The organism is Aquisalimonas lutea, assembly GCF_030409225.1.
Lineage (GTDB): Bacteria > Pseudomonadota > Gammaproteobacteria > Nitrococcales > Aquisalimonadaceae > Aquisalimonas > Aquisalimonas lutea.
Map to the genome: position 1 here is coordinate 237,064 of NZ_JAUFPK010000007.1, position 24,633 is coordinate 261,696.

General features: G+C 69.7%; 29 protein-coding genes. 20 read left to right on the top strand and 9 right to left on the bottom strand.

The genetic code is table 11. The annotated features are described in order from the left end of the window. Positions 1–52: 52 nt before the first annotated feature. The 3 genes from QWY84_RS18805 to ectA form a co-directional block, all read right to left on the bottom strand. A complete protein-coding gene (locus QWY84_RS18805; protein WP_290204539.1) occupies positions 53–442 on the bottom strand; it encodes an ectoine synthase in 390 nt (129 codons plus the stop codon). 97 nt (positions 443–539) lie between these two features. Further along, positions 540–1,841, bottom strand: a complete 1,302-nt coding sequence (gene ectB, locus QWY84_RS18810; RefSeq protein WP_290204541.1) for a diaminobutyrate--2-oxoglutarate transaminase — start codon at positions 1,839–1,841, stop codon at positions 540–542. 10 nt (positions 1,842–1,851) lie between these two features. Continuing rightward, positions 1,852–2,382, bottom strand: coding sequence for a diaminobutyrate acetyltransferase (gene ectA / locus QWY84_RS18815; RefSeq protein WP_290204542.1), 531 nt, complete (start codon positions 2,380–2,382; stop codon positions 1,852–1,854). 515 nt (positions 2,383–2,897) lie between these two features. Between ectA and QWY84_RS18820 the strand changes: the two genes are divergently transcribed. The 7 genes from QWY84_RS18820 to QWY84_RS18850 all read left to right on the top strand — a co-directional run bounded on the left by QWY84_RS18820 (position 2,898) and on the right by QWY84_RS18850 (position 10,553). After that, on the top strand, positions 2,898–4,190 hold the full coding sequence (locus QWY84_RS18820) for an MFS transporter (RefSeq protein ID WP_290204674.1): 1,293 nt from the start codon (positions 2,898–2,900) through the stop codon (positions 4,188–4,190). Then, positions 4,183–4,881, top strand: coding sequence for a tRNA (adenosine(37)-N6)-threonylcarbamoyltransferase complex dimerization subunit type 1 TsaB (tsaB, locus tag QWY84_RS18825; protein ID WP_290204544.1), 699 nt, complete (start codon positions 4,183–4,185; stop codon positions 4,879–4,881). The genes QWY84_RS18820 and tsaB overlap by 8 nt, the downstream gene beginning before the upstream one ends. A 91-nt stretch (positions 4,882–4,972) precedes the next feature. Next, the gene (locus tag QWY84_RS18830) at positions 4,973–5,674 is read left to right on the top strand and encodes a histidine phosphatase family protein (protein WP_290204546.1); all 702 of its coding nucleotides are present in this window, start codon (positions 4,973–4,975) and stop codon (positions 5,672–5,674) included. Then, the gene (locus QWY84_RS18835; protein WP_290204547.1) at positions 5,671–6,381 is read left to right on the top strand and encodes a TetR/AcrR family transcriptional regulator; all 711 of its coding nucleotides are present in this window, start codon (positions 5,671–5,673) and stop codon (positions 6,379–6,381) included. Before QWY84_RS18830 ends, QWY84_RS18835 begins: the two co-directional genes overlap by 4 nt. 64 nt (positions 6,382–6,445) lie before the next feature. Then, on the top strand, positions 6,446–8,248 hold the full coding sequence (locus QWY84_RS18840; RefSeq protein WP_290204549.1) for an acyl-CoA dehydrogenase: 1,803 nt from the start codon (positions 6,446–6,448) through the stop codon (positions 8,246–8,248). A 41-nt stretch (positions 8,249–8,289) separates the two neighbouring features. After that, a complete protein-coding gene (locus QWY84_RS18845) occupies positions 8,290–9,297 on the top strand; it encodes an NADP-dependent oxidoreductase (protein WP_290204550.1) in 1,008 nt (335 codons plus the stop codon). 272 nt (positions 9,298–9,569) lie between these two features. Beyond that, on the top strand, positions 9,570–10,553 hold the full coding sequence (locus QWY84_RS18850) for an NADPH:quinone oxidoreductase family protein (protein ID WP_290204552.1): 984 nt from the start codon (positions 9,570–9,572) through the stop codon (positions 10,551–10,553). A 39-nt stretch (positions 10,554–10,592) separates the two neighbouring features. On the opposite strand, the gene QWY84_RS18855 is transcribed toward QWY84_RS18850, so the two are convergent. After that, the gene (locus QWY84_RS18855) at positions 10,593–11,024 is read right to left on the bottom strand and encodes a SufE family protein (RefSeq protein WP_290204555.1); all 432 of its coding nucleotides are present in this window, start codon (positions 11,022–11,024) and stop codon (positions 10,593–10,595) included. Positions 11,025–11,146: 122 nt separating this feature from the next. Here QWY84_RS18855 and QWY84_RS18860 point away from each other — a divergent pair, with 122 nt between their 5' ends. The 5 genes from QWY84_RS18860 to QWY84_RS18880 all read left to right on the top strand — a co-directional run bounded on the left by QWY84_RS18860 (position 11,147) and on the right by QWY84_RS18880 (position 13,885). Next, the gene (locus QWY84_RS18860; RefSeq protein WP_290204556.1) at positions 11,147–11,416 is read left to right on the top strand and encodes a MoaD/ThiS family protein; all 270 of its coding nucleotides are present in this window, start codon (positions 11,147–11,149) and stop codon (positions 11,414–11,416) included. After that, positions 11,417–11,884 (top strand): molybdenum cofactor biosynthesis protein MoaE, encoded by a 468-nt coding sequence (locus QWY84_RS18865; RefSeq protein WP_290204557.1) that lies wholly within the window; start codon positions 11,417–11,419, stop codon positions 11,882–11,884. Next, on the top strand, positions 11,871–12,407 hold the full coding sequence (gene moaB / locus QWY84_RS18870; protein ID WP_290204559.1) for a molybdenum cofactor biosynthesis protein B: 537 nt from the start codon (positions 11,871–11,873) through the stop codon (positions 12,405–12,407). The genes QWY84_RS18865 and moaB overlap by 14 nt, the downstream gene beginning before the upstream one ends. 118 nt (positions 12,408–12,525) lie before the next feature. Continuing rightward, positions 12,526–13,065 carry a superoxide dismutase family protein gene (locus QWY84_RS18875; protein WP_290204560.1) on the top strand — a complete coding sequence of 180 codons (540 nt, stop codon included), beginning with the start codon at positions 12,526–12,528 and terminating at the stop codon, positions 13,063–13,065. Between the two features lie 73 nt (positions 13,066–13,138). After that, the gene (locus tag QWY84_RS18880) at positions 13,139–13,885 is read left to right on the top strand and encodes a Rieske (2Fe-2S) protein (protein WP_290204561.1); all 747 of its coding nucleotides are present in this window, start codon (positions 13,139–13,141) and stop codon (positions 13,883–13,885) included. Positions 13,886–13,896: 11 nt separating this feature from the next. Here the strand turns inward: QWY84_RS18880 and QWY84_RS18885 are convergent, their stop codons facing one another. Continuing rightward, a complete protein-coding gene (locus QWY84_RS18885) occupies positions 13,897–14,556 on the bottom strand; it encodes an ankyrin repeat domain-containing protein (RefSeq protein WP_290204562.1) in 660 nt (219 codons plus the stop codon). A 105-nt stretch (positions 14,557–14,661) separates the two neighbouring features. Here QWY84_RS18885 and apbC point away from each other — a divergent pair, with 105 nt between their 5' ends. Continuing rightward, positions 14,662–15,756 carry an iron-sulfur cluster carrier protein ApbC gene (gene apbC, locus QWY84_RS18890; RefSeq protein ID WP_290204563.1) on the top strand — a complete coding sequence of 365 codons (1,095 nt, stop codon included), beginning with the start codon at positions 14,662–14,664 and terminating at the stop codon, positions 15,754–15,756. On the opposite strand, the gene QWY84_RS18895 is transcribed toward apbC, so the two are convergent. Further along, complete coding sequence (locus tag QWY84_RS18895) at positions 15,740–16,585, bottom strand: SDR family oxidoreductase (protein ID WP_290204564.1); 846 nt, start codon at positions 16,583–16,585, stop codon at positions 15,740–15,742. The two genes, apbC and QWY84_RS18895, sit on opposite strands and share 17 nt — an antisense overlap. 118 nt (positions 16,586–16,703) lie before the next feature. On the opposite strand from QWY84_RS18895, the gene trmH reads away from it, so the two are divergent. Next, positions 16,704–17,375, top strand: coding sequence for a tRNA (guanosine(18)-2'-O)-methyltransferase TrmH (trmH, locus tag QWY84_RS18900; RefSeq protein ID WP_290204565.1), 672 nt, complete (start codon positions 16,704–16,706; stop codon positions 17,373–17,375). 22 nt (positions 17,376–17,397) lie between these two features. On the opposite strand, the gene QWY84_RS18905 is transcribed toward trmH, so the two are convergent. From QWY84_RS18905 to QWY84_RS18915, 3 genes are all read right to left on the bottom strand, one after another. Then, entirely contained in the window at positions 17,398–18,033 is a 636-nt protein-coding gene (locus tag QWY84_RS18905; RefSeq protein ID WP_353959915.1) for a lytic transglycosylase domain-containing protein, read from the bottom strand. Next, a complete protein-coding gene (locus QWY84_RS18910) occupies positions 17,996–19,705 on the bottom strand; it encodes a proline--tRNA ligase (RefSeq protein WP_290204569.1) in 1,710 nt (569 codons plus the stop codon). The genes QWY84_RS18905 and QWY84_RS18910 overlap by 38 nt, the downstream gene beginning before the upstream one ends. A gap of 133 nt (positions 19,706–19,838) precedes the next feature. After that, positions 19,839–20,318, bottom strand: a complete 480-nt coding sequence (locus QWY84_RS18915; RefSeq protein ID WP_290204570.1) for a DUF4124 domain-containing protein — start codon at positions 20,316–20,318, stop codon at positions 19,839–19,841. A 182-nt stretch (positions 20,319–20,500) separates the two neighbouring features. Between QWY84_RS18915 and ilvN the strand changes: the two genes are divergently transcribed. The 6 genes from ilvN to QWY84_RS18945 all read left to right on the top strand — a co-directional run bounded on the left by ilvN (position 20,501) and on the right by QWY84_RS18945 (position 24,594). Continuing rightward, entirely contained in the window at positions 20,501–20,995 is a 495-nt protein-coding gene (gene ilvN / locus QWY84_RS18920; protein WP_290204572.1) for an acetolactate synthase small subunit, read from the top strand. 107 nt (positions 20,996–21,102) lie between these two features. Next, on the top strand, positions 21,103–22,119 hold the full coding sequence (ilvC, locus tag QWY84_RS18925) for a ketol-acid reductoisomerase (RefSeq protein ID WP_290204574.1): 1,017 nt from the start codon (positions 21,103–21,105) through the stop codon (positions 22,117–22,119). A gap of 146 nt (positions 22,120–22,265) precedes the next feature. After that, positions 22,266–23,039, top strand: a complete 774-nt coding sequence (gene pssA / locus QWY84_RS18930; RefSeq protein WP_435373004.1) for a CDP-diacylglycerol--serine O-phosphatidyltransferase — start codon at positions 22,266–22,268, stop codon at positions 23,037–23,039. A gap of 43 nt (positions 23,040–23,082) precedes the next feature. Then, a complete protein-coding gene (locus QWY84_RS18935; RefSeq protein WP_290204577.1) occupies positions 23,083–23,850 on the top strand; it encodes a uracil-DNA glycosylase in 768 nt (255 codons plus the stop codon). 19 nt (positions 23,851–23,869) lie between these two features. Then, positions 23,870–24,367, top strand: a complete 498-nt coding sequence (gene rimI, locus QWY84_RS18940; protein ID WP_290204578.1) for a ribosomal protein S18-alanine N-acetyltransferase — start codon at positions 23,870–23,872, stop codon at positions 24,365–24,367. After that, positions 24,364–24,594 carry a DUF2970 domain-containing protein gene (locus tag QWY84_RS18945; protein WP_290204580.1) on the top strand — a complete coding sequence of 77 codons (231 nt, stop codon included), beginning with the start codon at positions 24,364–24,366 and terminating at the stop codon, positions 24,592–24,594. Before rimI ends, QWY84_RS18945 begins: the two co-directional genes overlap by 4 nt. Positions 24,595–24,633: the final 39 nt, after the last annotated feature.

A 24,633-nucleotide genomic window follows, 5' to 3' on the forward strand; every position in this document is an offset into this window, starting at 1 on the left:
GACCGGACGTGGTATCGCGACCCCCGCCCGAGGGCGGGGCGTCGCTTGTGGTTCAGTCCTCGACCAGGTTATACGAACCGTCCGCGTCGTGGGTTTCACGGCCGGTTACGGGAGGATTGAAGGCGCAGACCAGGCGCATGTCCGCGGTGCCGCCGCGCAGGATGTGCGCGTCGTGCTGGTCCAGCGCGTAGAGGACGCCGTCGTGGATCTGATGCACCTCGCCGGTGGCCTTGTTCTCGATGCTGCCGTTGCCGGCGACGCAGTACACCGCCTCCAGATGGTTCTTGTACCACAGGTGCAGCTCGGCGCCCGCCGGGATGATGGTCTCGTGAAAAGAGAATCCCATCCCGTCCTTTTTCAGCAGCATCCGATAGCTGGTCCAGCCCTCGCCCTGGACTTCCCGTTCGGTGCCCTTGATGTCTTCGATGTTGACGATCTTCATTGGTCTCAGTCTCCTGGAATGGGAGTGAACGAGCGCATCCCCATGGTGCCCGACGGCGGCGCGGTTTGCACCACCGTCGGCTCGTGTCGCGGCGGTGCTACTCGCCGGCGGCCCGGTCGCGGCTGATCCCCAGCTCGTCCATGGCTTCCACCAGGCTCTTCTCGATGATGGCCAGGCCCTTCTCCAGGTCCGCGTCCTCCGTGGTGCACGGCGGCAGGAGCTTCAGGACCTGGTCGTCGGTGCCGGCGGTCTCGATGATGAGCCCGTGCCGGAAGCCGATCTCGGAGATCTTCTCCGCGAGCTCGACGTGGCCGAACTCGATGGCCTGCATCATGCCGCGGCCGCGCCGGCTGCCCTGGGCCTGGGGATAGCGCTGGGCGAGGCCTTCCAGGAACTCGGCCATGCGCTTGCCCCTGCGGGCGATCTCCTGCTCGAAGGCGTCATCGGACCAGAACAGCTCCAGGGTGCGCCGGGCGGTGACGAACGACGGATTCTGCCCGCGGAACGTGCCGTTGTGCTCACCGGGCGCCCAGATGTCGTACTCCGGCTTGATCAGGGTGACGGCCAGCGGCAGGCCGTAGCCGCTCAGGGATTTCGACAGCGTCACCATGTCCGGGCTGATGCCGGCCGCCTCGAAGCTGAAGAAGGAGCCGCAGCGGCCGAGCCCGGTCTGGATGTCATCGACGATGAGCAGCATGTCGTACTTGCGGCAGAGCTTCTCCAGCCCCCGCAGCCACTCCAGGTCGGCGACGTTGACGCCGCCCTCGGCCTGGACGGTCTCGGTGATCACCGCCGCCGGCCGGTCGATGCCCGAGGCGGAGTCGGCCAGCATGCGGTCGATGTAGTCCAGGGTGTTGGTTCCGGGCCCCATGTAGTGGTCGAAGGGCATGTGCGAGGCATTGTCCAGGGTGAGACCCGCGCCCTGGCGCTTGAAGCCGTTGCCGGTGACCGACAGCGAGCCCAGGGTCATGCCGTGGAAGGCATTGGTGAACGCCATGACGGTGTCCCGCCCCTTGACCTTGCGCGCCAGCTTGAGCGCCGTCTCGACGGCGTTGGTTCCCGTCGGCCCCGGGAACTGGACCTTGTAGCGCATGTTCCGGGGCTCGAGGATGAGGCGGTTGAACGCCTCCAGGAACTCCGCCCGGGCGACGCTGGCCATGTCCAGGCTGTGGGTGATGTTGTCCTCGCTCAGGTACTCGATCAGCGCCTTCTTGAGCTCCGGGTGGTTGTGCCCGTAGTTCATGACGCTGGCCCCGGCGAAGAAGTCCAGGTAGGCCCGGCCCTCGGTGTCGTACATGTACGAGCCGCTCGCCTTGGCGAACGTGGTGGGGAAGCCGCGCACGTAGCTGCGGACTTCCGATTCGTGCTGGCTGATAACGTCCATATAGTCCATGGTCATGAGTCTTTCCTCACGGCTTGAGTTGACTGGGTGCGGAAGACGCGTAGGGGCCGATGAAGTACCAGTCCTCGGCCTCGTGATCGCCTTCCGGCGGAAACTGGTCGGCGCGGAATCCCTCGCCGGCGCGGATGTCCGTGCCGAGCTCGCGCGCGACCGCGGTGAACAGGGCCCGGGACGCCTCGTTGGACGGCGAGATGGTCGTCTCCAGCATGCTGGCCCCCTGCGCCCCGGGACTTTGCAGGAAGGCCGTCAGGAGCCGCTTGCCCAGCCCCTGGCCGCGCATGCTGGCATCCACCCCGACCTGCCACAGGAAGATGCTGTCCGGGCGTTGCGGCGGCCGGAAACCGGTAACGAAGCCGACCACCTCGCCGCGATGCTCGGCGACCACGCAGGTGTCGGCGAACTCCCGCGCCAGCAGCATGTACATGTAGGCGGAGTTCAGGTCGAGCACCCCGGAATCCCGGACCACGCGCCAGATGGCGGCGCCGTCGTCGGTGCCCGGGTTACGGAAGCGGATGGTATTGCTGGATGGCTCGTTCACGATGGACCCCCTTGGCCTTCGAGTGGCGGAAGCGTTGGGCAAGGATCAGCACGGGCTCCGTGCCGCACGCGGCAGGCGGGACGCATCATCGCCCGCTACCGCCGATGCGGTCCGGTACCAGCTGTTGCTCAAGGGGAAAAAGGGGAAAATCCGCGGTGACAGGCCTTCCGCCGAAGGCGCGAGCAGACATCCAGGACCACCCGCCGACGCTGCCGGTCGAGGTGTTGTCAGGTCAGCCAACGATTGGCCTCTCGGTTTGTATTCCGCGGGAAGTAAACCACGCCGGGGTCCCGGAGTCAAGCCTAGCTGGTTGTTTTTGTTCCATTATTGTTCGGGTAGGGTTTTGATTTGCCGGTGGATTTCGGCGCATTCCGGGAGCCGGTCGGGCCGCTTCGGCAACGGCTCGAAGCGGGCGATCGTCGGCGATTGACTCGCGGCGGATGGCGGCGGACGATTCCCGCCTGACGCGTTTCCGGCACAGGCGACCCGCACCGGGTGGGTCAAGGTTCGTGACCATGCTTCCGACGCTGGCCTCGCTGGCGGCACTACTGGCTTCCGTGGGCATTCTGCTGCTCGGCGGCGGTCTGCTCGGCACCCTGCTGTCCGTGCGGCTGGGGGTCGAGGGGGTGTCGGCGACCACCGTCGGCCTGGTCATGGCCTGCTACTCCGTGGGGTTCGTCCTGGGCACGCTGTTCTGCGACCGCATCATCCAGAAGGTCGGCCACATCCGGGTGTTTGCTGCCCTGGCGGCGGTTGCCGCGTGTGCCGCCCTGATCCACGGGCTGCACGTCGATCCGTGGCTGTGGGCCGGCATGCGCATCATGTTCGGGTTCGCCATCGCCGGCCTGTACATGGTCGCGGAGAGCTGGCTCAATGATCGCACGCCCCGGGAGGTCCGCGGCCGCGTGCTGGGCGTCTACGTGGTGGTGACCTCCGCGGCCCTGGGCCTGGGCCAGTTCGCCCTGGGGCTGGGGGACGTGTCCAGCCACGAGCTGTTCAGCGTGGCCGCGATGCTGCTCGCCGCCGCCCTGATCCCGGTGGCGCTGGCCCGGGTGCCGTCGCCGGAGCTGCGGTCCACGGGGCGCGTGAGCCTGCGCCAGCTCTACCGCATCTCCCCGCTGGCCACGGTGACCGCGTTCGGCGCGGGCGGGACCAACGGCGGCTTTTTCGCGCTCGGGCCCGTGTTCGCCGTGGAGGCGGGCTTCAGCGCCGGGGAGGTGGGGACCTTCATGGGCGCCGCGGTCCTCGGCGGGCTGTTTCTCCAGTACCTCATCGGCCGGCTCTCGGACCACTTCGATCGCCGCCGGGTGATCATGGTGGTCGCGCTGATCGTCGCCTTCGCCAGCCTGGCGCTGGTGTTCCTGCGGGATCAGCCGCTGTGGACGGTGATCGTGCTGGTGGTGTTCTGGGGCGGCGCGAACTTCACCCTGTACGCCCTCGGCCTGGCCATGGCCCACGACTTCATGGCCCCGGACGAGCGGGTGCCGGCCAGTGCTACCCTGCTGCTGGTGCACGGCCTGGGGATGATCGCCGGGCCGGTGGTGCTCTCGCGGGTCATGGAATGGACCGGTGCCCACGGCCTGTTCCTGGGGTTCGCCGTGGTGGCCGTGCTGGTTGCCGCGTTCGGCTGGTACCGCAATCGCGTCGGCGTATCCATCGAGGTGGAGGCCCAGGAGCGCTACCGGGCGGCACCCCAGGCGACCCATTCCACCCAGTACTGGACGGGGCTGGATCCGGAGTCCGAGGACGCCCAGCTCGAGTTCGATTTCGAGATGCCGGATGAACAGGAGGAAGGGGCTCATGGCTGATTCCGGGACGCGCCGGCCGCCGGTGCTGGCCGTGGATACCGCCACGGACGCCTGTTCCGTGGCCGCCGGCGCCGGGGGCGCCGAGGCCTGGCGCCATGCCGTGGCCCCCCGCGGGCACGCCGCCCGCGTACTGGCCATGATCGACGAGGTGCTCGCCGAGCTGGGCGTGCAGGTGGCGGATCTCGGCGGCGTGGCCTGGTGCCACGGCCCCGGCGCGTTCACCGGGGTTCGTATCGCCGCGGGCGTGGCGCAGGGCATCGCCTGGGCCCATCGCCTGCCGGTGATCGGTGTCTCGACCCTGGCGGTGCTCGCACAGGGGGCACACCGGCGCTTCGGTGCGACGCGTGTGCGCGTGGCCATGGATGCGCGCATGGGCGAGGTCTACTGGGGCGAGTACGCCCTGGAGGAGGCGAGTGCACTCATGCGCGCGACGGCCGCGGATCGCGTCTGCCGGCCGGAAGCGGTCCCGGAGGCCGGTGCCGGCGAGGCCTGGGGCGGGGTGGGCACTGGCTGGGGCGCCTACGGCGAGATCCTGGCGGCCCGCTGCCCGGGCCCGGAGCGGCTCGATCCGGAGGCGCTGCCGGATGCCCGGGACCTGATTCCCCTGGCCCGCGAGCGCCTGGAGCGCGGTGACGTCGTTGCGGCGCGGGATGCCGTGCCGGTGTACCTGCGTGACCGCGTGACGGGGTGAGATCCGGCTTGTTCGCCGGGGCGGAATGCGATAAAAATAGAGCGAGCGCTCGCTCGATAAGCGGGCCAAGGGAAGCAACGTGAGAGGGAGCATGGGCGAAATCCACCTGATCCGGCACGGCCAGGCCTCCTTCGGCAGCGATGACTACGATCGCCTCTCCGAGACGGGGCGGCAGCAGTCGCTGCTGCTGCGCGATCACTGGCGCGCGCTCGGCCTGCGGTTCGACGTCATCTACTGCGGCCTTCTGCATCGCCAGCGCAGTACCGCGGGCATTCTCATGAGCGGGGAGCTGGCCCCGGAGTGGCGCCAGTCCGCGTGCCTGGACGAGTTCGCCCATCAGCCGGTGCTGCGGGCGTGGGCCCGGCGGCTGCGGGAGCAGGACCCGGACAGCATGCCCGACCGGGACGTGCTCAACAGCGACCGGCGCGTGTTCCAGCGTTTCTATACCGAGGCCATGATGGCCTGGGTGGACAACCGCCTGACGCCGACGGAGGGCCTGGAGCCGTGGAGCGCGTTCCGCGAGCGCTGCGAGGGGGCGCTGGACGAGCTGCTGGCCGAGCAGGTACCGGGGGCGCGGATCGGCGTGGTGACATCGGCCGGGGTGATCGGTGTGCTGCTCGCCCGCGTGCTCGGCCTGGACAGCGCCATGGCGGTGCGCATGGGCTGGACCATCTACAACAGCTCCCTGACGCGCCTGCGCATCGGCCGCTCCGGCCGCATCAGCCTGCTGGACTTCAACAGCGTGCCGCACCTGGAACACCCCGACCGCGCCGAGATGATCACGTTCCGATGACCACGCCGTCGGCCCATGCAGGCTATCCCGCGTTCCACCGGCAGGTGTGCAGCCGCCGGGACGACTACATCCGCGAGGTGTTCGCGCGGCACCAGGAAGCCATCCGCGTGAAGAAGGAATCGGTGGTCGTCCGCAAGCTGGCCGCGATCTTCGACAAGACCCTGGAGATCAGCAACCGCCACGGCTTCCAGGCCATGAGCGTACGGGATCTCAGCGAGGCCACCGGCATCAGCATGGGCTCGCTGTACTCGTACATCGAGAGCAAGGAACGGCTGCTGGGCATGATTCTCACCTATGGCCACGTGGTGGTGGACCATACCCTGCGCATCCCGGAGGCGCTGACCGGGCCGCGGGAGCGGCTGCATCACGTGCTGCGCACCCACGTCTATATCACCGAGGTCATGCAGCCGTGGTTCTACTTTTCCTACATGGAGTCGCGCCACTTCGACCGCGATACCCGGGAGCAGACCATCGCCGGCGAGCTCCGCACCGAGCGGCTGATCGCGGATCTTCTGGACGAGGGCGTCGCGCAGGCCGTCTTCCCCGTGCGCGACACGGGCCTCACGGCGGCGCTGATCAAGCCGCTGCTGCAGGAGTGGTACCTCAAGCGCTGGAAGTACCGGCGTCGCGGAATCGGCGTGGACGACTACGCTGACCGCATGATCGCCTTCGTGGACGCGGCCCTGAACGGGGCTGCGGAGACGTGAAGCCGCCGGGGGAGAGCCCCATGGACGACAACGCAGTCGACGGCCCCGGCCGCAGGAGGGCGCAATGGACGAAACGCTGATTTGTCGTCGTGATCTGGATTTCCAGCTCTACGAGGTCCTGGATGCCGAGCGCCTGATCCAGCGCGAGCGCTACCGCGAGCACGGCCGCGAGACCTTCGATGCGGCCGTGGAGACGGCGCGGCAGATCGCCGCCGAGCAGTTCGCGCCCCACAACCGCAAGGGCGACGAGCACGAGCCGGCGTTCGTCGACGGCCGCGCCCGGACCATCCCGGAGACCAAGGCCGCCTGGCGGGCGTACGCCGAGGCCGGCTTCCTGGCGGCCCACCACGATGCCGCCGCCGGCGGCATGCAGCTGCCGGCGCTGATCCAGCAGGCCTGCCAGGCGCATTTCTACGCGGCCAACATCGCCACCACGGCGTATCCGATGCTGACCATCGCCGCCGGCAACCTGCTCCGGGCCCACGGCAGCGAGGCGCAGAAGGCGCGCTGGCTGCCGCCGCTGCTGGACGGGCGCTTCGCCGGCACCATGGCGCTGACCGAGCCCCACGCGGGCTCGTCGCTGGGCGACCTGCGCACCCGGGCGATTCCGCAGGACGACGGCACGTACCGCATCGTCGGCAACAAGATCTACATCTCCGGCGGCGACCAGGACATCACGGACAATATCGTCCACATGGTCATCGCCCGTATCCAGGGGGCGCCGCCGGGGGTCAAGGGGATCTCGCTGTTCATCGTGCCGCGCTACCGCCTGGACGAGCGCGGCGAGCCGGCCGAGGACAACGACGTCGCCCTGGCCGGCCTGCTGCACAAGATGGGCTACCGCGGCACCACCTCCACGGTGCTGAACTTCGGCGACCGGGGCGACTGCCACGGCTACCTGGTGGGCGAGCCCAACAAGGGCCTCGCCTACATGTTCCACATGATGAACGAGGCGCGCATCGGCGTCGGCGTGGGGGCTGCCATGCTCGGCTACACGGGCTATCTCCACAGCCTGGCCTTCGCGCGGCAGCGTCCCCAGGGCCGGCCCGTGACGGCGAAGGGCGAGGGGCCGCAGGTCGCCATCATCCGCCACCCGGACGTGCGCCGCATGCTCCTGGCGCAGAAGGCCTATGCCGAGGGCGGCATGGCGCTGTGCCTGTACGCGGCGGCGCTGTTCGACGACAGCACCACCGCCCCGGAGCCGGAGCAGCGCCGGGAGGCCCAGGAGCTGCTGGACCTGCTCACCCCCGTGGTCAAGGCCTGGACGGCCGAGTACGGCTGCCGGGCCAACGACCTGGCCATCCAGGTCCTCGGCGGCTCCGGCTACACCCGGGACTACCCGGTGGAGCAGTTCTACCGCGACAACCGGCTGAACCCCATCCACGAAGGCACCAACGGCATCCAGGCGCTGGACCTGCTGGGCCGCAAGATGCACCACAACGGCGGCGCCGGGTTCCGGGCGCTGCTGGCCCGGGTGGATGCGACCATCGACGAGGCCCGGGGCCTGGAGACGGCCGCACCGCTGGCCGACGCGCTGCGGCAGGCGCGATCGACCGTGGCGGCGACCGCGGACACCCTCGGCGAGGCGTTCGCCACCCACGGCCCCGAGCGGGTGCTCGCCAACGCGTCCGTGTACCTGGATCTCGTCGGGCGGTTCGTGGTCGCCTGGCTGTGGTTGCGCCAGGCGCGTGTCGCCGCGGCGGCGCTGGCGGACGGCGTATCCGGGGCGGAGGAGGGCTTCTACCGGGGCAAGCTGCAGGCCGCCCGGTACTACGTGGACTGGGAGCTGCCGCACATCGAGCAGCAGGGTCGCCTCCTGTGCCGGCTGGATGACACCTGCCTGGGCATGCAGGAGGACTGGTTCTGACGCGCCCGCCGGGCGCGGTCAAGCAAACGCGAGGAGACGTCATGAGCGAAACGAATCGGCAGGTACGACTGGCGCAGCGTCCGGTGGGCGAGCCCGACCCGGAGGTCTTCGAGGTGGCCGACGCGCCGGTGCCGGAGCCGGGCGACGGCGAGATGCTGGTCAAGGTGCTCTACATCTCGGTGGATCCGGCCATGCGCGGCTGGATGAACGAGGGTCGCTCGTACATCCAGCCGGTGCAGCTGGGCGATGTCATGCGCGCCGGCGCGGTGGGCCGGGTGGTGCGCTCGAACAACGAGCACTTCGCCGCGGGGGACTACGTCACCGGCATGTTCGGCGTGCAGCATTACGCCGTGTCCGACGGCAAGGGCGTGACCCGCGTCGACCCGTCCATCGCGCCGCTGGAACGCTATCTCGGGGTCCTGGGCATGCCGGGCATGACGGCCTATTTCGGGCTCCTCGAGGTGGGGCGGCCGCAGGAAGGCGACGTGGTGCTGGTCTCCGGGGCGGCCGGGGCGGTCGGCGCCACGGTGGGGCAGATCGCGAAGATCCGCGGCTGCACCGCCGTGGGCATCGCCGGCGGCCGGGCCAAGTGCGACCTGGCCCGCGAGATGGGTTTCGACGACGTCATCGACTACAAGGCGGAGTCGATCCACGATGGCGTCAAGCGCGCCTGTCCCAAGGGCGTGGACGTGTTCTTCGACAACGTCGGCGGCGAGGCCCTGGAGGCGGCGCTGGCGCGGCTGCGGCTCAACGCCCGGGTGGTGCTGTGCGGCGCGATCTCCCAGTACAACAATACCGACTCACTGAGCGGGCCGCGCAACTACATGTCGCTGCTGGTCAACCGGGCGCGCATGGAAGGCTTCGTGGTGTTCGACTACGCCAGCCGCTACGGCGAGGCGGCCCGGGAGATGGCGCAATGGATCGGCGAGGGCCGGCTGCATGCCCGCGAGCACGTGGTGGACGGCATCGAGGATTTCCACGGGCACCTGATGATGCTGTTCCGCGGGGAGAACTTCGGCAAGCTGGTGATCCGGGCGCAGGACGAGTGAACGGAGGTTTTCCCGGAGGGCTCGGAGCCGGCTCCGGGCTTGGGCCGGCGGTCGGCCACGTCGGTCGCGGACACGCCGTGAATACGTCCCTGTAGGCTCGACTGCGGCCGTCCTGGCCGCAGACGGTCCGCGACCGACGCGCCCGACCGCCGGCGCGGCATATTCTGCCGGGGTGGCTCGCGGGTACGCCGAGCAGGGCGGCCGCGAGGCCTGGCTGCGCCCCCGGCACCTGGTAGTGACATTGAACAGGATCTTAGAGAGGAGAGGAGACAATGCGAGCAGTTCTTTGCAAGGAGCACGGGCCGCCGGAGTCGCTGGTGGTGGACGAGGCGCCGAGTGCGGCGGTGGGGGAGAACGAGGTGCGCATCGGCATCCACGCCTGCGGCGTGAATTTCCCCGATACCCTCATCATCCAGGGCAAGTACCAGATCCAGCCGGATCTGCCGTTCTCGCCCGGCTCCGAGGTCGCCGGCGAGGTGCTGGAGGTGGGCAGCGGCGTGCAGCATCTCAATGTCGGTGATCCGGTCATGTCGCTCACCGGCTGGGGCGGTTTCGCCGAGGAGGTGGTCATCGGCGCCGACCGGGTGCTGCCCATGCCCGCGAGCATGGACTACGTCACCGCCGCCGGTTTCCCCATGGTCTACGGCACGTCCTACCATGCGCTCAAGCAGCGCGCGAGCCTGGCTGCCGGCGAGACGCTGCTGGTGCTGGGCGCTTCCGGTGGCGTCGGCCTGGCTGCCGTGGAGCTGGGCAAGGCCATGGGTGCGCGGGTCATCGCGGCCGCGAGCTCCGCCGACAAGCTCGAGGTGGCGCGCGAGCACGGTGCCGACGAGCTGGTGAACTACGCCGAGGGCAGCCTGAAGGACCAGGTCAAGGCGCTCACCGACGGCAAGGGCGCCGACGTGATCTACGACCCGGTCGGCGGCGAGGCCTGCGAGCAGGCGCTGCGGTGCATCAACTGGAACGGCCGGTTGCTGATCATCGGCTTCGCCAGCGGCACCATTCCGAAGATCCCGGCGAACCTGCCCCTGCTCAAGGGCTCCAGCGTCGTGGGCGTGTTCTGGGGGGATTTCGTGCGCCGCCAGCCCCAGGACAACGCCAGAAACTTCCAGGAGCTGTTCGCGCTGCACGGCGAAGGCAGGCTCAAGCCCCATGTCTGGAAGACGTATCCCCTGGAGCGGGCGGGCGAGGCGCTCAACGCCCTGCTGAGCCGTCAGGCAACGGGCAAGATCGTCCTGACCACCGGAAGGAGCTGATCGGCTGCGGGCTTGGCGCCGGGCGCGGGCGCCAAGCCGTTACGCGTGGGCGGCCCTGGCGGTGCTGTACTCGTCGGCGAGGCCGTGGATGCGGCGGACCATGGCGAAGAAGCCGTCGCGCCGGTTGGGCGTAAGCTGCTTGCCCAGGCCGAGCTGATCGAACAGCCCCTCGATGTCCGTGTCCTGGATTTCCTGCGGCGTGCGCCCCGAGTAGGCCTTCAGCAGGACCGCCACCAGGCCCTTGACGATGAACGCGTCGCTGTCGGCACGGAAGTGCAGCCGCGGCGGGTCGCCGTCCTCCACGTCCGTGATCAGCCACACGTTGCTGGTACAGCCGTCCACGCGGTTGTCCTCGATGCGGGCCTCGTCCGGGAACTCGGGCAGCTCCCGGCCCATGTCGATGAGCAGCCGGTAGCGGTCCTCCCAGTCGTCCAGGAATTCAAAGGTGTCGACCAGGTCCTGGAGTTCCATAATGCTTCACCACGTTGGTCAGAGTTTCCTACGATAACACACGCCCCGGGCACGGCAGCAGCCGGTGGCGTGTGGCATACTCGGTACCATCGGTGCAGCACCCCTGTTACCCGGGAGGCTTGATGCTGGACGTGCAGTTTTACGGGGTTCTCGAGCAGGTCGCCGGCACCCGCTCGCTGCAGGTGGAGCTGGTGGACGACGCCGTGACCGTGGATCAGGTCCTGGAACGGCTGCGCGGGCAGGTGCCGGCCCTGTCGGAGCATCTGCCGCGGGTGGCCTGCGCCCAGGGCGATGCGCTGGTGCGACGGGCGGATCCGGTGGATCCGACCCGCCCGCTGGTTCTCTTGCCGCCGGTCAGCGGCGGCGCCATGGGCACGCAGGAGGGCAGCTGAATGCAGCGGATTACCCGCGAGCCACTGGATGTCGCGAGCCTGCTCGGCGACACCGAGAACGACACCTGCGGCGCCTTCGTGGTCTTCGGCGGCACGGTGCGCAACCACCACCAGGGCCGCGGCGTGGCCGGCATGCGCTACAGCGCCTACGAGCCCATGGCCGAGCGGGTCCTGGAGGAGCTGGAAGAGGAGACCCGCCGGCGCTTCGGAGTCGCGGAGTGCCGCATCGTGCACCGCATCGGCGAGCTCGGCATCGGCGAGACGAGCGTCCTCGTGGCGGTACGCTCCGCCCACCGCGGCGATGCGTTCAGCGCCGGGCAGTACGCCATCGATACCCTCAAGGAGCGTCTGCCGGTATGGAAGGAGGATTTCTACACCGACGGCTCCCGCGGCTACCAGGACGGAACGCCCCTGGCCACCGCCGGAGTCGCCGGGCCGGACGACGGGGGCGGGCATGGCGACCGATGAGCTCCAGGCCGATGCAACGGGGTTCGTGTCCCTGCCGGTGACCGTGCTCACGGTCTCCGACAGCCGCACCGAGGCCGACGACAAGTCCGGCCACCTGCTGGCCGAGCGGGCCGCGGCCGCCGGCCACCGGGTGGTCGAGCGCGCCATCGTGCCCGACGACATCTATCAGGTACGGGCCATCGTCTCCCGCTGGATCGCCGACGAGGCGGTCAAGGTCGTCCTCACCACCGGGGGCACCGGGATTACCGGCCGCGATACCACGCCCGAGGCGGTGCGCCCGCTGCTGGACATGGAGGTGGACGGCTTCGGCGAGCTGTTCCGGCAGCTGTCCTGGCAGGAGATCGGCAGCTCCACCATCCAGTCCCGCGCGGTGGGCGGCGTGGCCAATGCCACGCTGGTGTTCGTCATGCCGGGCTCCAGCGGCGCCTGCGCCACTGCCTGGGACGGCATACTGCGGCAGCAGCTGGACCGGCGCCACCAGCCCTGCAACTTCGTCTCGCTCATCCCCCGCCTGCGCGAGTGACGGCACTGCCGCCTCCCGGAGCCGGGCCATTGCTTGTGCCTAGGCCCTTGCCGGCTATGCTTACGGTGCAGGAGCCTTTTACGGCGTATGCAAACCAGCGCATTCCGGAGGTATGATCATGAAGGCACGCCATCTCCTTCTTGTTTGTGCGGCCGGATTGCTGCCGTTGGCGGGGCCCCTGGCGGCCGACGAGCATCCGTCCGCGAGCGCCGAGATCATCAATACCGACGGCGAGTCCATCGGCGAGGCGCACCTCCGGCAGGGGCCGGCCGGCGTCGTCATCGAGCTGCACGTGTCGGGGCTGCCCGGGGGCTGGAAGGCGATGCACATCCACCGCACGGGGGCCTGTGACGATGCCGGCGAGGGATTCCAGGCCTCCGGCGGCCACGTGAATCCGGAAGGCGTGGAGCACGGCTTCCTGAACGAGAAAGGGCCGGACGCCGGTGACCTGCCGAACTTCTACGTCCACGACGACGGCACGGCGCGCGTGGAGGTGTTCAACGAGCGCGTAAGCCTGGACGGCGGGATCATGGGCGCCGCGGTCCTGGACGATGACGGCAGCGCCCTGGTCATCCACGAGAGCCGGGACGACCATCGGACGCAGCCCATCGGCGGCGCCGGTTCGCGGCTCGCCTGCGGTGTCATTGAGGCCGACTGATATCCGTGTCGGGCCCGGGCCCGCGTAGCCCGCGCCGTCCGGCCCGGGATGGCCCTCGTGCGAGGAGGGGTTCATGCGACGACGCGGCTTCGTCCAGGTCTGTGCGGCCGGAATCGGGTGTCTCGGGGCCGGGCCGGGCTGGCTGCTGGCCGCAAGCGAGGTCACACCCCGGGAGTACGACACGGTGCAGCTCGTCGACCGGCGCGGCGAGCCGTTGCGGCCGTCGGCGCTGGAAGCCGGCCGCAACTACATCTTCCACTATCCGTATACTGCCACCCCGTGCTTCCTGCTGGACCTGGGCGAGTCCGTCCCCGGCCGCAACGGCCTGCGTACCCGCGACGGCGGTACCTACGACTGGCCCGGAGGCGTCGGGCCGGGCAGCTCCATCGTCGCGTTCTCGGCGATCTGCGCCCACCGGATGGCCTACCCCACGCAGCAGGTAAGCTATATCGGCTTCCGGCCGGCGGACGGCGGCGGCCGGCAGGGCCGGATCACCTGCTGCGCGGAGAACAGCGTCTACAATCCCTATGCCGGGGGCGCCGTGGAGTCCGGACCCGCCGATCAGCCGCTGGCGGCCGTGCTGCTGGAGCACGACCGTGACGACGGCGCCCTGTACGCCCGCGGCACGCTGGGCGGCGAGCTGTTCCAGCGCTTCTTCGACGCCTTCGAGCAGCGCCTGCGCCTGGAGCATCCGAACGCCGAGCCGGAGGCGCGGGTCCGCGGCGAGGCCCGGGTCGTGCCGCTGCGCGGGTTCAGCCGCAACGTGGTCCGCTGCGGGGCGGCCACCGGCGGCGAGCCGCAGGACGACGCCGGGACCTGACGAGACATCGGTCAGGCGTCGGCGTCACGCAGCAGCTCGAGGACCTCGTGGTTGCCGGTGCGGCGGGCGATGGTCGCCGCGGTGTTGCCGGCCTCGTCCTGCGCATCGACGTCGGCGCCGAGCTCCAGCAGCGTGCGCACCATCTCCCGGTCGCCCCGCTGGGCGGCGCGCATGAGCGGCGTCCAGCCGTAGACGTCCCGGGGGTCGTGATCCGCGCCCAGCTCCACCAGGGCGGCGACGGTGTCGTCGAATCCCTTGGCGGCGGCCAGCAGCACCGGGTTCCAGCCGTGCCGCACGGTGTGGCCGGGGTCGGCGCCCGCGCCCACGAGCATGCGCACCGCCTCCTCGTGACCCCGGACGGCGGCGTACATGAGCGCGGTACCGCCCTTGGGGTTCTGCGCGTCCACGGCGGCGCCGGCGTCCAGCAGCAGCTGCAGGATGCGCCGATGGCCGCGGTCGGCGGCCCACATGAGCACGGTCTTGCCTTGGTGCTCTCCCGAGGCCGTGGCGGCCTCCGGGAAGGCACCCGCCTCCAGGAGCTGCTCGACCTTGCGTGCATCGCCGTCGCGCACCGCCTCCAGCAGGGCTTGATCACCGGACGGATCGGCGCCCGTCGCCGTGGTCGCCAGGAGCAACAGCAACGCCAAGAGCGCGGTGCGATGCGGTATCATGATGGCGGATGCTCTCCCGGTAGCGGGCTGAGACAGCACCAAGCAAATACTACCTGGCCCGGGAACGCAAGAGCACGCCGCGGCCGGGGCATGCTGGAGGTTCGTATGAGCGAGATCACCCGGGCGGATGTGGAAGCCCGTCTGCAGGAGTACGTGGAGCCGCACCTGGGGAAGGATCTGGTTGCCGCCCGCTGCGTCGACGATATCGGCATCGACGGCGGCAAGGTGCGCATCGGCCTGGTCCTGGGGTTCCCGGCCAAGCGGTGGCAGGACGACCTGCGCCGGGCCGTGCAGGAGGCGGTGCAGGGCCTCGAGGGCGTCCAGGAGGTGGCCGTCGACATCAGCTCCCGCATCGAGACCTACGGCACCCAGAGCAGCACCTCCCTGGTGAAGGGCGTGAAGAACATCATCGCCGTGGCCTCGGGCAAGGGCGGCGTGGGCAAGTCCACGACCACCGTGAACATCGCCCTGGGCCTGGCCACCGAGGGGGCCCGGGTGGGCGTCCTGGACGCCGACATCTACGGGCCCAGCGTGCCGCGCATGATGGGCGTCACCGGCAAGCCGGATTCCAAGGACGGCAAGACCCTGGAGCCGCTGACCAACTACGGCGTGCAGGTCATGTCCTCGGGCTTTCTCATCGACGAGGAGACGCCCATGGTCTGGCGCGGGCCCATGGTGACCCAGGCGCTGGAGCAGCTGCTGCGGGACACCAACTGGCAGGACCTGGATTACCTGGTGGTGGACATGCCGCCGGGCACCGGGGACATCCAGCTCACGCTGTCCCAGAAGGTGCCGGTCAGCGGCGCGGTGATCGTCACCACGCCCCAGGACATCGCCCTGCTGGACGCCCGCAAGGGCCTGCGCATGTTCGAGAAGGTGAACGTGCCGGTGCTGGGCATCGTGGAGAACATGAGCACCCACATCTGCAGCAACTGCGGCCACGAGGAGCACATCTTCGGTGCCGGCGGCGGTGACCGGATCGCCGAGCAGTACGGCGTGGACCTGCTGGGCTCGCTGCCGCTGGCCCTCCACATCCGCGAGCAGGCGGACGGCGGCAAGCCCACCGTCATCGCGGATCCCGACGGCCCCAGCGCCGAGACCTATCGCGGCATCGCGCGCCGCGTGGGTGCCAAGCTGTCCCAGCAGTCGTCGGAGCAGGGCAGCCGGTTCCCCAACATCGTCGTCAACAAGACGAGCTGAGGATCGCCTCGTAGCCGGCGCGGTAGTCCGGGTAGCGGAAGCGGTAGCCGCTGGCGACCAGGCGGTCGTTGCGGCAGCGCTTGTTGCTGCCGCGGATGCCGCCGGCGGGGCCGGCGGTGCGCGGCGGCCTGGGCAGGCCGAGGCGCTCGGCGAGCCAGTCGGTGAGCTCGACCTGGGGACACGGGTGGGAATCCACGCCCAGATACAGCGGTGCGGGCTGCTCCAGCCCGAACAGGTGCACCAGGGCGCCCACGCAGTCGTCCCGGTGAATGCGGTTGCTGTACTGGGGCGGATCGGTGACCACCGCCTCGCCGCCGCGCACCTTGCGCAGCATGCGGTTGCGGCCGGGGCCGTAGATACCGCCGAAGCGGATCACGACCCCGGGCCAGGGGGCGGAGCGCAGCAGCTCCTCGGCTTCCAGCAGGCGGCTTCCGGAGAAGCCGGTGGGCTCGGCGGGGGTGGACTCGTCCACCCAGCTGCCGTCGGTGACGCCGTAGACGGACGAGCTGCTGACCATGATGAGACGTTGCGGCGCCTGCCCCTGGTCGGCGAGCGCGCGCAGGAGGTTGCGCATGCCTTCGACGTAGGCGAGGCGGTAGGCCTCGTCGTCGAAGCGGCCGGGCGTGGCGATGAAGTAGACGGTGTCGAGCCCCGGGGGCAGCTGCGGGAGCCCGTCGGGCCGGGAGAAATCACCGCCCAGGGCCTGAACGGGCGGCCGGACGTGTTCCGGGCGCCGGCGCAGCCCCCAGACCCGGTGCCCCTGCGACGCCAGCGCCTCGCCGACGCCGTTGCCCAGGTCGCCGCAACCCGCGATGAGTACGTTTGCCATGACAGAATCCCGTGTGTCGTAGAATGGTGCCCGGCCCGGCGATCCGGTGCAGACCGGCCGGTACGCCCCGGAGCCCTGAATGGTACGCACGCGGTGACACGCAAGGAACCCACGAGCAATGAGCGCGACTCGTCTGCAGCGCATGCAAAGGGCCCTGGAGCTGCGCCAGCCGGATCTCACGGTGGTCATGGCCGGGGTCCACAAGGAGCACAACGTCTCGGCGGTGATCCGCACCTGCGACGCCGTGGGCGTTCCGCTGCTCCACAGCATGGGGCAGGAAGGCCGCCTGGCCATCCGCCGCACTGCATCGGCCGGCGTGACGCGCTGGGTGGAGGTGCGCCAGCATGCGCACATCGCCGCCGGGCTGGACGAGCTCCGCGGTGCGGGGTTCCAGTTGCTGGCCGCGCATGCGTCCCCCGGGGCGGTGGACTTCCGCGCCGTGGACTACACGCGTGCCAGCGCCGTCATCCTGGGACGGGAGCTCGAGGGCATGCCCGAGGAGGCGGTGGCGCGCGCGGACCAGCACGTGCGCATCCCCATGGCCGGGTTGACGGAGTCGCTCAACGTCTCGGTGGCCGCGGCGGTGATCCTGTTCGAGGCGCAGCGCCAGCGCGCGGCGGCGGGGCTTTACGACCGCTGCCGGCTGGACCCGGAGACCTACCGCCGCACGCTGTTCGAGTGGATGCAGCCGAAGATCGCCCGCTATTGCCGCCGCCAGGGCCTGGCGTACCCGGAGCTCGACGAGGAAGGGCACGTGGTCGGGGGGCTGCCGCGCTCCGATACCGGGTGATCTGGCTATACCCGGTTCGTTCCTATTGCCGGTACCAGCGCTGGTTCAGCGCGCGGTAGACACGGTTGGGGTACCACACCTGCCCGGTGCTGCCGTTGTAGCGGGCCAGGGCGCGGGTGAGATCGCCGTTCTCTCGGTCCAGGTAGTAGCGCAGGATGGTGGTGCCGAAGCGCAGGTTGGTGCGCACGCGGAACAGGTTGGCGTCCGGCCGGCCGATCTCCTCCAGCCAGAAGGGCATGATCTGCATGAGCCCGCGGGCGCCCGCCGACGAGATGGCGAAGCGGTTGAAATTGCTCTCCACCTGGATCACGGCCAGGACCAGCTCCGGCGACAGGTCGGCCCGGCGGGCCTCGGCGTGAACCTGCCGCAGGAGCTCCAGGCGCTCTCCGTGATCGCGGATGTGCGGCTCCAGGCGCTGGCTCATGTCCATGAGCCATACCTGGGCCGCGAAGCGGTTCTCGAAGCTCTCGGAGCGGGCCACCGCCTCCTTCAGCCGGGCGCGCAGCTCCGGGTCCACCGGTTCCCGCGCCGGGACGGCCGCTGCTGCCAGAAGCGAGCACGCCAGCAGCAGCGCCGCGGCCAGGATCCGGCCCCGGTGGCGTCGTCGTCTCCCGCCGGCGCTATCGTTGCAGCAGGCTGCGAACGTGGGCCACCACATCGTCAACGGCCACTTCCTGGCTGTCCGTATCCCTGCGTCCGCGGTATTCCACCTGGCCGCGCTCGAGGCCGCGATCGCCGACAGCGATGCGGTGCGGAATGCCGATGAGCTCCATGTCGGCGAACTTCACCCCCGGGCGCGCCTCGCGGTCGTCCAGTGCGGCGTCGATGCCGGCATCCAGCAGGGCCCGGTAGATGCGCTCGGCCGTGTCCGCCACCTGGGTGGACTTGTGCATGTTGATGCCCACCACCGCCACCGTGAACGGCGCGATGGCCTCCGGCCAGATCATGCCGTTGGCATCGTGGTTCTGCTCGATGGCGGCGGCGACCACGCGGGAGACCCCGATGCCGTAGCAGCCCATGTGCACGAAGCGGCTGTTGCCGTCGTCGTCCAGCACGGCGGCGTTCATGTCCTCGCTGTAGCGGGTGCCCAGCTGGAAGATGTGGCCGACCTCGATGCCCCGGGCGACGCCCAGCTTCCCCTGCCCGTCGGGGCTCGGATCCCCGGCGCCGGCCTCGCGCAGATCCGCGCTCTCAGGCTCGGGGAGATCCCGCCCCCAGTTGACGTCGCGCAGGTGCTGCTCGTCGCGGTTGGCGCCGCAGACGAAATCCGCCAGGGAAAGCGCGGCGTGGTCGGCGACCAGGGGCACATCCAGGCCCACCGGTCCCACCGAGCCCGGCTCGCAGCCCGCTGCGGCGCGGATGGTGTCGCGATCCGCGAGGGTCAGGGGCTCGGCGACGGCGGGATGGCGTTCCGCCTTGAGCTCGTTGAGGCTGTGGTCGCCGCGCAGCAGCAGCGCCACCACGGGGGCCTCGCTGCCCCGGACCAGCAGCGTCTTGAGGCAGCGCGACAGCGGCACGTCCAGGCTGGCGGCAAGATCGTCCATGGTATGCACGCCGGGGGTGTCCACGGTGGTCATGGCGCCGCCCGGAGCGGGACGCTCGCCGGCCGGCGGCAGCGCGGGGGCGAGCTCGACGTTGGCGGCGTAGTCGCTGCCGTCCGAGAAGACGATGGCATCCTCGCCGGATTCCGCGAGCACGTGGAACTCGTGGGAGACGCTGCCGCCGATGGCCCCGGAGTCCGCCTGCACGGCGCGGAACGTCAGGCCGGTGCGCCGGAAGATGCGGGTGTAGGCGTCATACATCTCCTGGTATTCCTCGGCCAGGGACTCGGCGTCGAGGTGGAACGAGTAGGCGTCCTTCATCAGGAACTCCCGCGCCCGCATGACGCCGAAGCGGGGCCGCGTCTCGTCGCGGAACTTGGTCTGGATCTGGTAGAGGTTCAGCGGCAGCTGCTTGTAGCTGCGGATCTCCCGGCGAATCAGGTCGGTGATGACCTCTTCGTGGGTGGGACCGAAGCAGAAATCCCGCTCGTGGCGATCCCGGAAGCGCAGCAGCAGGGGGCCGAACTTGTCCCAGCGCCCGGTCTCCTGCCACAGCTCCCCCGGCTGCACGGCCGGCATCAGCAGCTCCACGGCGCCGCTGCGGTTCATCTCCTCGCGCACGATGGACTCGACCCGCTGTAGCACCCGCAGGCCCAGCGGCATCCAGGTATACAGCCCGGCCGCCAGCTTGCGGATCATGCCGGCGCGCAGCATCAGCTGATGGCTGACGATCTCCGCGTCGGCCGGGGTCTCCTTGGTCGTGGACAGGGGGAATCGGGAAAGTCGCATCGGCCGTATCGTGTCCTTGTTGGTCTCGTGTGGGCTCCGGCGGCGCCGGGGCCGGCGCCACAGAATACCCCACCACCGCCCGGCCGGGACAGTGGTGGGGCTCAAGCGGGCAGCCGGCCGCAGGGCCGGCGGCTCAGCAGTGCTCCTCGATGAACGCCTGCGCCTCTTGCAGGCGCTGCTCACGCTGCTCCGGGGTGATGCGTTCCACCTCGCCGTCCTCGGTGCGCACCCGCCGCACGGATTCGTCCCCGAACACTTCGGCGTTCTGGCGTGCCGTATCGCAGGCTTCCGCCAGCTGGGGGTTGCTCTCCCCTTCGGCGTTGCTGCCGGCCTGCTCGCCGCTGTCGCCGTCCTGCCCGGACGCGTCGCCGTCGGCGGCCTCGTCGCCGGAGCCGTCTTTCGCCTCGGCGGTCTCGGCCGGGGGCTCGTCCTCACCGCCCTGACCGGCGGGCTCCCGGGCGGGGTTGTCCACGACCTCGGCGTCGACATTGGCCGGCGGGTTGCCGCCGTAGTGCACCTGCCCGCTATCGTCGGTCCAGCGGTAGATCTCGGCACCGGCCGACGTGGCCAGCGCGACCCCGAGCAGCAGGGCCGGCAGTTTCCTGATGTGCATGCATCCTCCTTGCGCTTTGCCTTGACGTTCCCCGCAATCCACAGTAGTTTTGCGAGCTTTCACCGGCCGGTAAAGTGGCCGTATTTCATGCGTTTTCCAATGCCGTCGGGCGCACTGGCTACGTCGGCCCGCTGCGGTCCGTGAGGCCTTGCTGCGAAGACGCTGAACGGATTCCGGGGCATATGCGGCATATCATTTCCATTCTCGTGGAGAACGACTTCGGCGCCCTGTCCCGGGTGGCCGGGCTGTTCTCGTCGCGCGGCTACAATATCGAATGTCTTACCGTCGCGCCTACCGATGACCCCACGCTGTCGCGCATGACCCTCGTGACCATCGGGGATGACAGTATCATCGAGCAGATCATCAAGCAGCTCAACAAGCTGCTCGACGTGGTCAAGGTCATGGACATGACCGAGGGCGCCCATATCGAGCGCGAGATGATGCTGGTGAAGGTGGCGGCGTCCACCGGCGAGTCCCGCGAGGAGATCAAGCGGCTCAGCGACATCTTCCGGGGCCGGATCCTGGATGTCACCGAGCGGGTGTACACCGTGGAGCTCACCGGCGCCAGCGCGAAGCTCGACGCGTTCATCGACACCCTGGGGCACAACACCATCCTGGAGGTGGTCCGCTCGGGGGTGATCGGGATCTCGCGCGGGGAGAAGCACCTGCGGGTCTAGCGGGCGTCCGGCGGGGCGCGCCGGCAGGCCCGGGCAGGCCGCCCGCGCGGCGCGTCGCCGTCGGCGGACGGCCGAGTCGGAACCAACCAACCCAGAACGGGGGAAGCATGAAAGTCTACTACGATAAGGATGCGGATCTGTCCATTGTCCAGAACCGCAAGATCGCCATCATCGGCTACGGATCCCAGGGGCATGCCCATGCCAACAACCTGAAGGAATCCGGCGCCTCGGTGGTCGTCGGCCTGCGCGAGGGCTCGGCGTCGGCGGACAAGGCCCGGCAGGCCGGCCTGGAAGTGGCCAGCGTCGAGGAGGCCAGCCGGCAGGCGGATTTCGTCATGATCCTGACCCCGGACGAACACCAGGGGGCCATCTACGCCGAGAAGATCGAGCCCAACCTGAAGAAGGGCGCCGCCATCGCCTTCGCCCACGGGTTCAATATCCACTACGGCCAGATCGAGCCGCGCGCCGACCTCGACGTGGTCATGGTCGCGCCCAAGGGTCCAGGCCATCTGGTCCGCTCCACCTACGTGGACGGCGCCGGCGTGCCCTGCCTGGTGGCCATCGAGCAGAACAGCTCCGGCCAGGCCAAGGAGGTTGCGGTCTCCTACGCCTCGGCCATCGGCGGCGGACGTGCCGGCATCATCGAGACCTCCTTCCGCGAGGAGACGGAAACCGACCTGTTCGGCGAGCAGGTGGTCCTGTGCGGCGGCCTGACCTCCCTGATCCAGGGCGGCTTCGAGACGCTGACGGAGGCCGGCTACAGCCCCGAGATGGCGTATTTCGAGTGCCTGCACGAGGTCAAGCTCATCGTCGACCTGCTCTACGAGGGCGGCATCGCCAACATGCGCTACTCCATCTCCAACACGGCGGAGTACGGCGACTTCGTCAGCGGCCCGCGGGTGATCAACGAAGAGTCCCGTGAGGCCATGAAGGAGATCCTGGACGACATCCAGAGCGGCAAGTTCGCCCGGGACTTCATTCTCGAGAACCAGGCCAACGCGCCCACGCTCAAGGCGCGGCGGCGCCTGGCCCGGGAGCATCCCATCGAGGTGGTGGGCGAGAAGCTCCGCGACATGATGCCGTGGATCCGCCAGAAGCAGCTGGTGGACCGCAACCGGAACTGATCCGGCAGTAGCGTGGTCTGCGGTGTCATCAGGGCGAGCGATTCCGGTGGCACCGCCGGGCGGCCGGCCCGCGGCAGCCGGTATCGGGTGCGGTAGCGCCGGTACCGGCCGTCGCGGGCCGGCCCGAGTTCTCCACCGGCAAGCGGATGACCGGCATGGCCTCAAAGCATCACAGCAAGCGCCGGCGCGGTATCTACCTGCTGCCCAACCTGTTCACCACGGCGGGGCTGTTCTTCGGCTTCTTCGCGATGATCTCCGGGATCAACCAGGAATTCCACCTGGCGGCCCTGGGGATCTTCATCGCCATGGTCATGGACGGCCTGGACGGCCGGGTCGCGCGTCTGACCAATACCCAGAGCGACTTCGGTGTCCAGTTCGACAGCCTGTCGGACATGGTCTGTTTCGGTCTCGCCCCGGCGCTGGTGGTGTACCAGTGGGCCCTGGGGGGTCTTGCGGACCTGGGCGACGGCTGGGGCCAGCTCGGCTGGATCGGCGCCTTCACCTACGCCGCCTGTGCGGCGCTGCGGCTGGCGCGCTTCAACACCCAGGCCGGCGTAGCGGAGAAGCGCTATTTCCAGGGCCTGCCGAGCCCGGCGGCCGCGGCCGGCATCGCCAGCATGGTCTGGCTCGGCACCGCGCTGGCCCTGGACGGTTCCGTGGTAAGGATGATCGCGTTGCTGGTCACCGTGGCGACGGGGTTGCTCATGGTGAGCAATTTCCGGTACTACAGTTTCAAGGAATTCGATTTCCGGTATCGGGTGCCCTTCATCGTGCTGGTGGTGCTGGTGCTGATCATCGCGTTCGCGTCCATTCATCCACCGGTGGTGCTGTTCCTGGCCTTCGTGGCCTATGCGGTCTCGGGGCCGGCCATGACCCTGGTGCAGCGGCGGCGGCGATCCCACGGCCGGCGGGGCACCTGACGCGCGGAGTCGATCGGCAGCGGGAGTCCGGGGCGGGATGCGCATGACCGGTGACGACAGTGACAAGCGGCGACGTACCCTGCTGCGGCGCATGGGGATCGACGTGTGGGTGCCCAGGGAGGCGCCCGCCGGCACCCCGGCGGCCACGGAGGCCGTGGACGCCGGCGGGCCCGAGCCGGCGCCGCCGACGGCACCGGAGCCGTCGCCGCAACCGGCGCAACCCGGCGAGCCCGCCGCGTCCGGCCATGCCGTCGCGCAAATGGACTGGCAGGAGCTGGCCGCGACCGTGGCGGGCTGCACCCGTTGCCCCCTGTGCGAGAGCCGTACGCAGACGGTCTTCGGCGTGGGCCGCCGGGATGCCGACATCCTGGTGGTGGGCGAGGCCCCGGGGGCGGAAGAGGATCGTCGGGGCGAGCCTTTCGTCGGCCGCGCCGGGCAGCTGCTGGACAGCATGCTGCAAGCCCTGGGGTACGGGCGGGAGCGGGTATTCATTGCCAACATCCTCAAGTGCCGGCCGCCCCGCAACCGGGATCCCGAGCCCGCCGAGGTGGAAGCCTGCCGGCCCTATCTGGAGCGGCAGATCGCTCTGGTGGCGCCGCGGGTGATTCTCGCGGTGGGTCGCGTCGCGGCCCAGAATCTGCTGGCGACGGACAAGCCGCTGCGCATGCTGCGGCAACGGTTGCATACCCTGGAGCCGCAAGGTATTCCGGTCGTGGTGAGTTATCATCCGGCCTATCTCCTGCGCTCGCCCGCGGACAAGGCCAAGGCCTGGGACGACCTGAAGCGGTTGCGGGAGAACCTGCCCGGATGACGGCGGCGGAGGTGGCGCGATGAATGCGGCGGTGCAGCCGGACGCCGCGGAAGTCCGGCGCATGCGGGAGAGCGACCTGCCGGGCGTGGTGGGGGTGGAGCGCCGTGCCTACGATTTTCCGTGGACCCTGGCGGTGTTCCGGGATTGCATGCGGGTGGGATACGGGTGCTGGGTCCTGCTCGCCGACGGCCGGGTGACCGGCCACCTGGTGATGTCCATGGTGGCCGGCGAGGCCCATGTGCTGAACCTCTGCGTGGACCCGGACTGGCACGGCTCGGGCTACGGCCGCACGTTGCTCGAGACGGGGCTGGACCACGCCCGGCGCCTGGGGGTGGAGACGGTGTTCCTGGAGGTGCGCCCGTCCAACACCCGCGCCGTGGACCTGTATCGCCGCACCGGGTTCTGCGAGGTCGGGGTGCGGCCCGAGTACTACCCGGTGCGGCAGGGCAAGCGGGAAGACGCACTGATCCTGGCGCTGGAGATCGGTAGCGCCGGGTACGACGAGGAGCAGGAATGAGCGATCACGATTCCGACCAGCAGCAGCCCAGGCGGCCGACGTTCTGGGAGGTGGTCCAGAGCGTGCTTGCCGGCGCGCTCGGCGTGCAGACCAACGAGGCCCGCAAGCGCGACTTCCAGAGTCCTACGCCGGTGCCGTACATCATCGGCGGCGTCGTGTTCACCGTGCTGCTGATCATCGTGCTGATCGTGGTGGTGAACGTCATCCTCAGCAACGCCGGCGTGTGAACGCGCCGTCGCGCCCGCGGGCGCGGCGGGCCGGCCCGG

Excerpts from the sequence above, each read along its gene's own strand:
- QWY84_RS18915 (WP_290204570.1), bottom strand. The coding sequence starts at position 20,318 with ATGCACATCAGGAAACTGCCGGCCCTGCTGCTCGGGGTCGCGCTGGCC.
- QWY84_RS18820 (WP_290204674.1), top strand. The coding sequence starts at position 2,898 with ATGCTTCCGACGCTGGCCTCGCTGGCGGCACTACTGGCTTCCGTGGGC.
- QWY84_RS18895 (WP_290204564.1), bottom strand. The coding sequence starts at position 16,585 with ATGGCAAACGTACTCATCGCGGGTTGCGGCGACCTGGGCAACGGCGTC.
- QWY84_RS18840 (WP_290204549.1), top strand. The coding sequence starts at position 6,446 with ATGGACGAAACGCTGATTTGTCGTCGTGATCTGGATTTCCAGCTCTAC.
- QWY84_RS18865 (WP_290204557.1), top strand. The coding sequence starts at position 11,417 with ATGCAGCGGATTACCCGCGAGCCACTGGATGTCGCGAGCCTGCTCGGC.
- QWY84_RS18910 (WP_290204569.1), bottom strand. The coding sequence starts at position 19,705 with ATGCGACTTTCCCGATTCCCCCTGTCCACGACCAAGGAGACCCCGGCC.
- ilvC (WP_290204574.1), top strand. The coding sequence starts at position 21,103 with ATGAAAGTCTACTACGATAAGGATGCGGATCTGTCCATTGTCCAGAAC.
- trmH (WP_290204565.1), top strand. The coding sequence starts at position 16,704 with ATGAGCGCGACTCGTCTGCAGCGCATGCAAAGGGCCCTGGAGCTGCGC.
- pssA (WP_435373004.1), top strand. The coding sequence starts at position 22,266 with ATGACCGGCATGGCCTCAAAGCATCACAGCAAGCGCCGGCGCGGTATC.
- QWY84_RS18835 (WP_290204547.1), top strand. The coding sequence starts at position 5,671 with ATGACCACGCCGTCGGCCCATGCAGGCTATCCCGCGTTCCACCGGCAG.
- QWY84_RS18880 (WP_290204561.1), top strand. The coding sequence starts at position 13,139 with ATGCGACGACGCGGCTTCGTCCAGGTCTGTGCGGCCGGAATCGGGTGT.
- tsaB (WP_290204544.1), top strand. The coding sequence starts at position 4,183 with ATGGCTGATTCCGGGACGCGCCGGCCGCCGGTGCTGGCCGTGGATACC.
- ectB (WP_290204541.1), bottom strand. The coding sequence starts at position 1,841 with ATGACCATGGACTATATGGACGTTATCAGCCAGCACGAATCGGAAGTC.
- QWY84_RS18935 (WP_290204577.1), top strand. The coding sequence starts at position 23,083 with ATGACCGGTGACGACAGTGACAAGCGGCGACGTACCCTGCTGCGGCGC.
- QWY84_RS18905 (WP_353959915.1), bottom strand. The coding sequence starts at position 18,033 with ATGTGGTGGCCCACGTTCGCAGCCTGCTGCAACGATAGCGCCGGCGGG.
- apbC (WP_290204563.1), top strand. The coding sequence starts at position 14,662 with ATGAGCGAGATCACCCGGGCGGATGTGGAAGCCCGTCTGCAGGAGTAC.
- moaB (WP_290204559.1), top strand. The coding sequence starts at position 11,871 with ATGGCGACCGATGAGCTCCAGGCCGATGCAACGGGGTTCGTGTCCCTG.
- ilvN (WP_290204572.1), top strand. The coding sequence starts at position 20,501 with ATGCGGCATATCATTTCCATTCTCGTGGAGAACGACTTCGGCGCCCTG.
- rimI (WP_290204578.1), top strand. The coding sequence starts at position 23,870 with ATGAATGCGGCGGTGCAGCCGGACGCCGCGGAAGTCCGGCGCATGCGG.
- QWY84_RS18945 (WP_290204580.1), top strand. The coding sequence starts at position 24,364 with ATGAGCGATCACGATTCCGACCAGCAGCAGCCCAGGCGGCCGACGTTC.
- QWY84_RS18875 (WP_290204560.1), top strand. The coding sequence starts at position 12,526 with ATGAAGGCACGCCATCTCCTTCTTGTTTGTGCGGCCGGATTGCTGCCG.
- QWY84_RS18855 (WP_290204555.1), bottom strand. The coding sequence starts at position 11,024 with ATGGAACTCCAGGACCTGGTCGACACCTTTGAATTCCTGGACGACTGG.
- QWY84_RS18830 (WP_290204546.1), top strand. The coding sequence starts at position 4,973 with ATGGGCGAAATCCACCTGATCCGGCACGGCCAGGCCTCCTTCGGCAGC.
- QWY84_RS18805 (WP_290204539.1), bottom strand. The coding sequence starts at position 442 with ATGAAGATCGTCAACATCGAAGACATCAAGGGCACCGAACGGGAAGTC.
- QWY84_RS18885 (WP_290204562.1), bottom strand. The coding sequence starts at position 14,556 with ATGATACCGCATCGCACCGCGCTCTTGGCGTTGCTGTTGCTCCTGGCG.
- QWY84_RS18850 (WP_290204552.1), top strand. The coding sequence starts at position 9,570 with ATGCGAGCAGTTCTTTGCAAGGAGCACGGGCCGCCGGAGTCGCTGGTG.
- QWY84_RS18860 (WP_290204556.1), top strand. The coding sequence starts at position 11,147 with ATGCTGGACGTGCAGTTTTACGGGGTTCTCGAGCAGGTCGCCGGCACC.
- QWY84_RS18845 (WP_290204550.1), top strand. The coding sequence starts at position 8,290 with ATGAGCGAAACGAATCGGCAGGTACGACTGGCGCAGCGTCCGGTGGGC.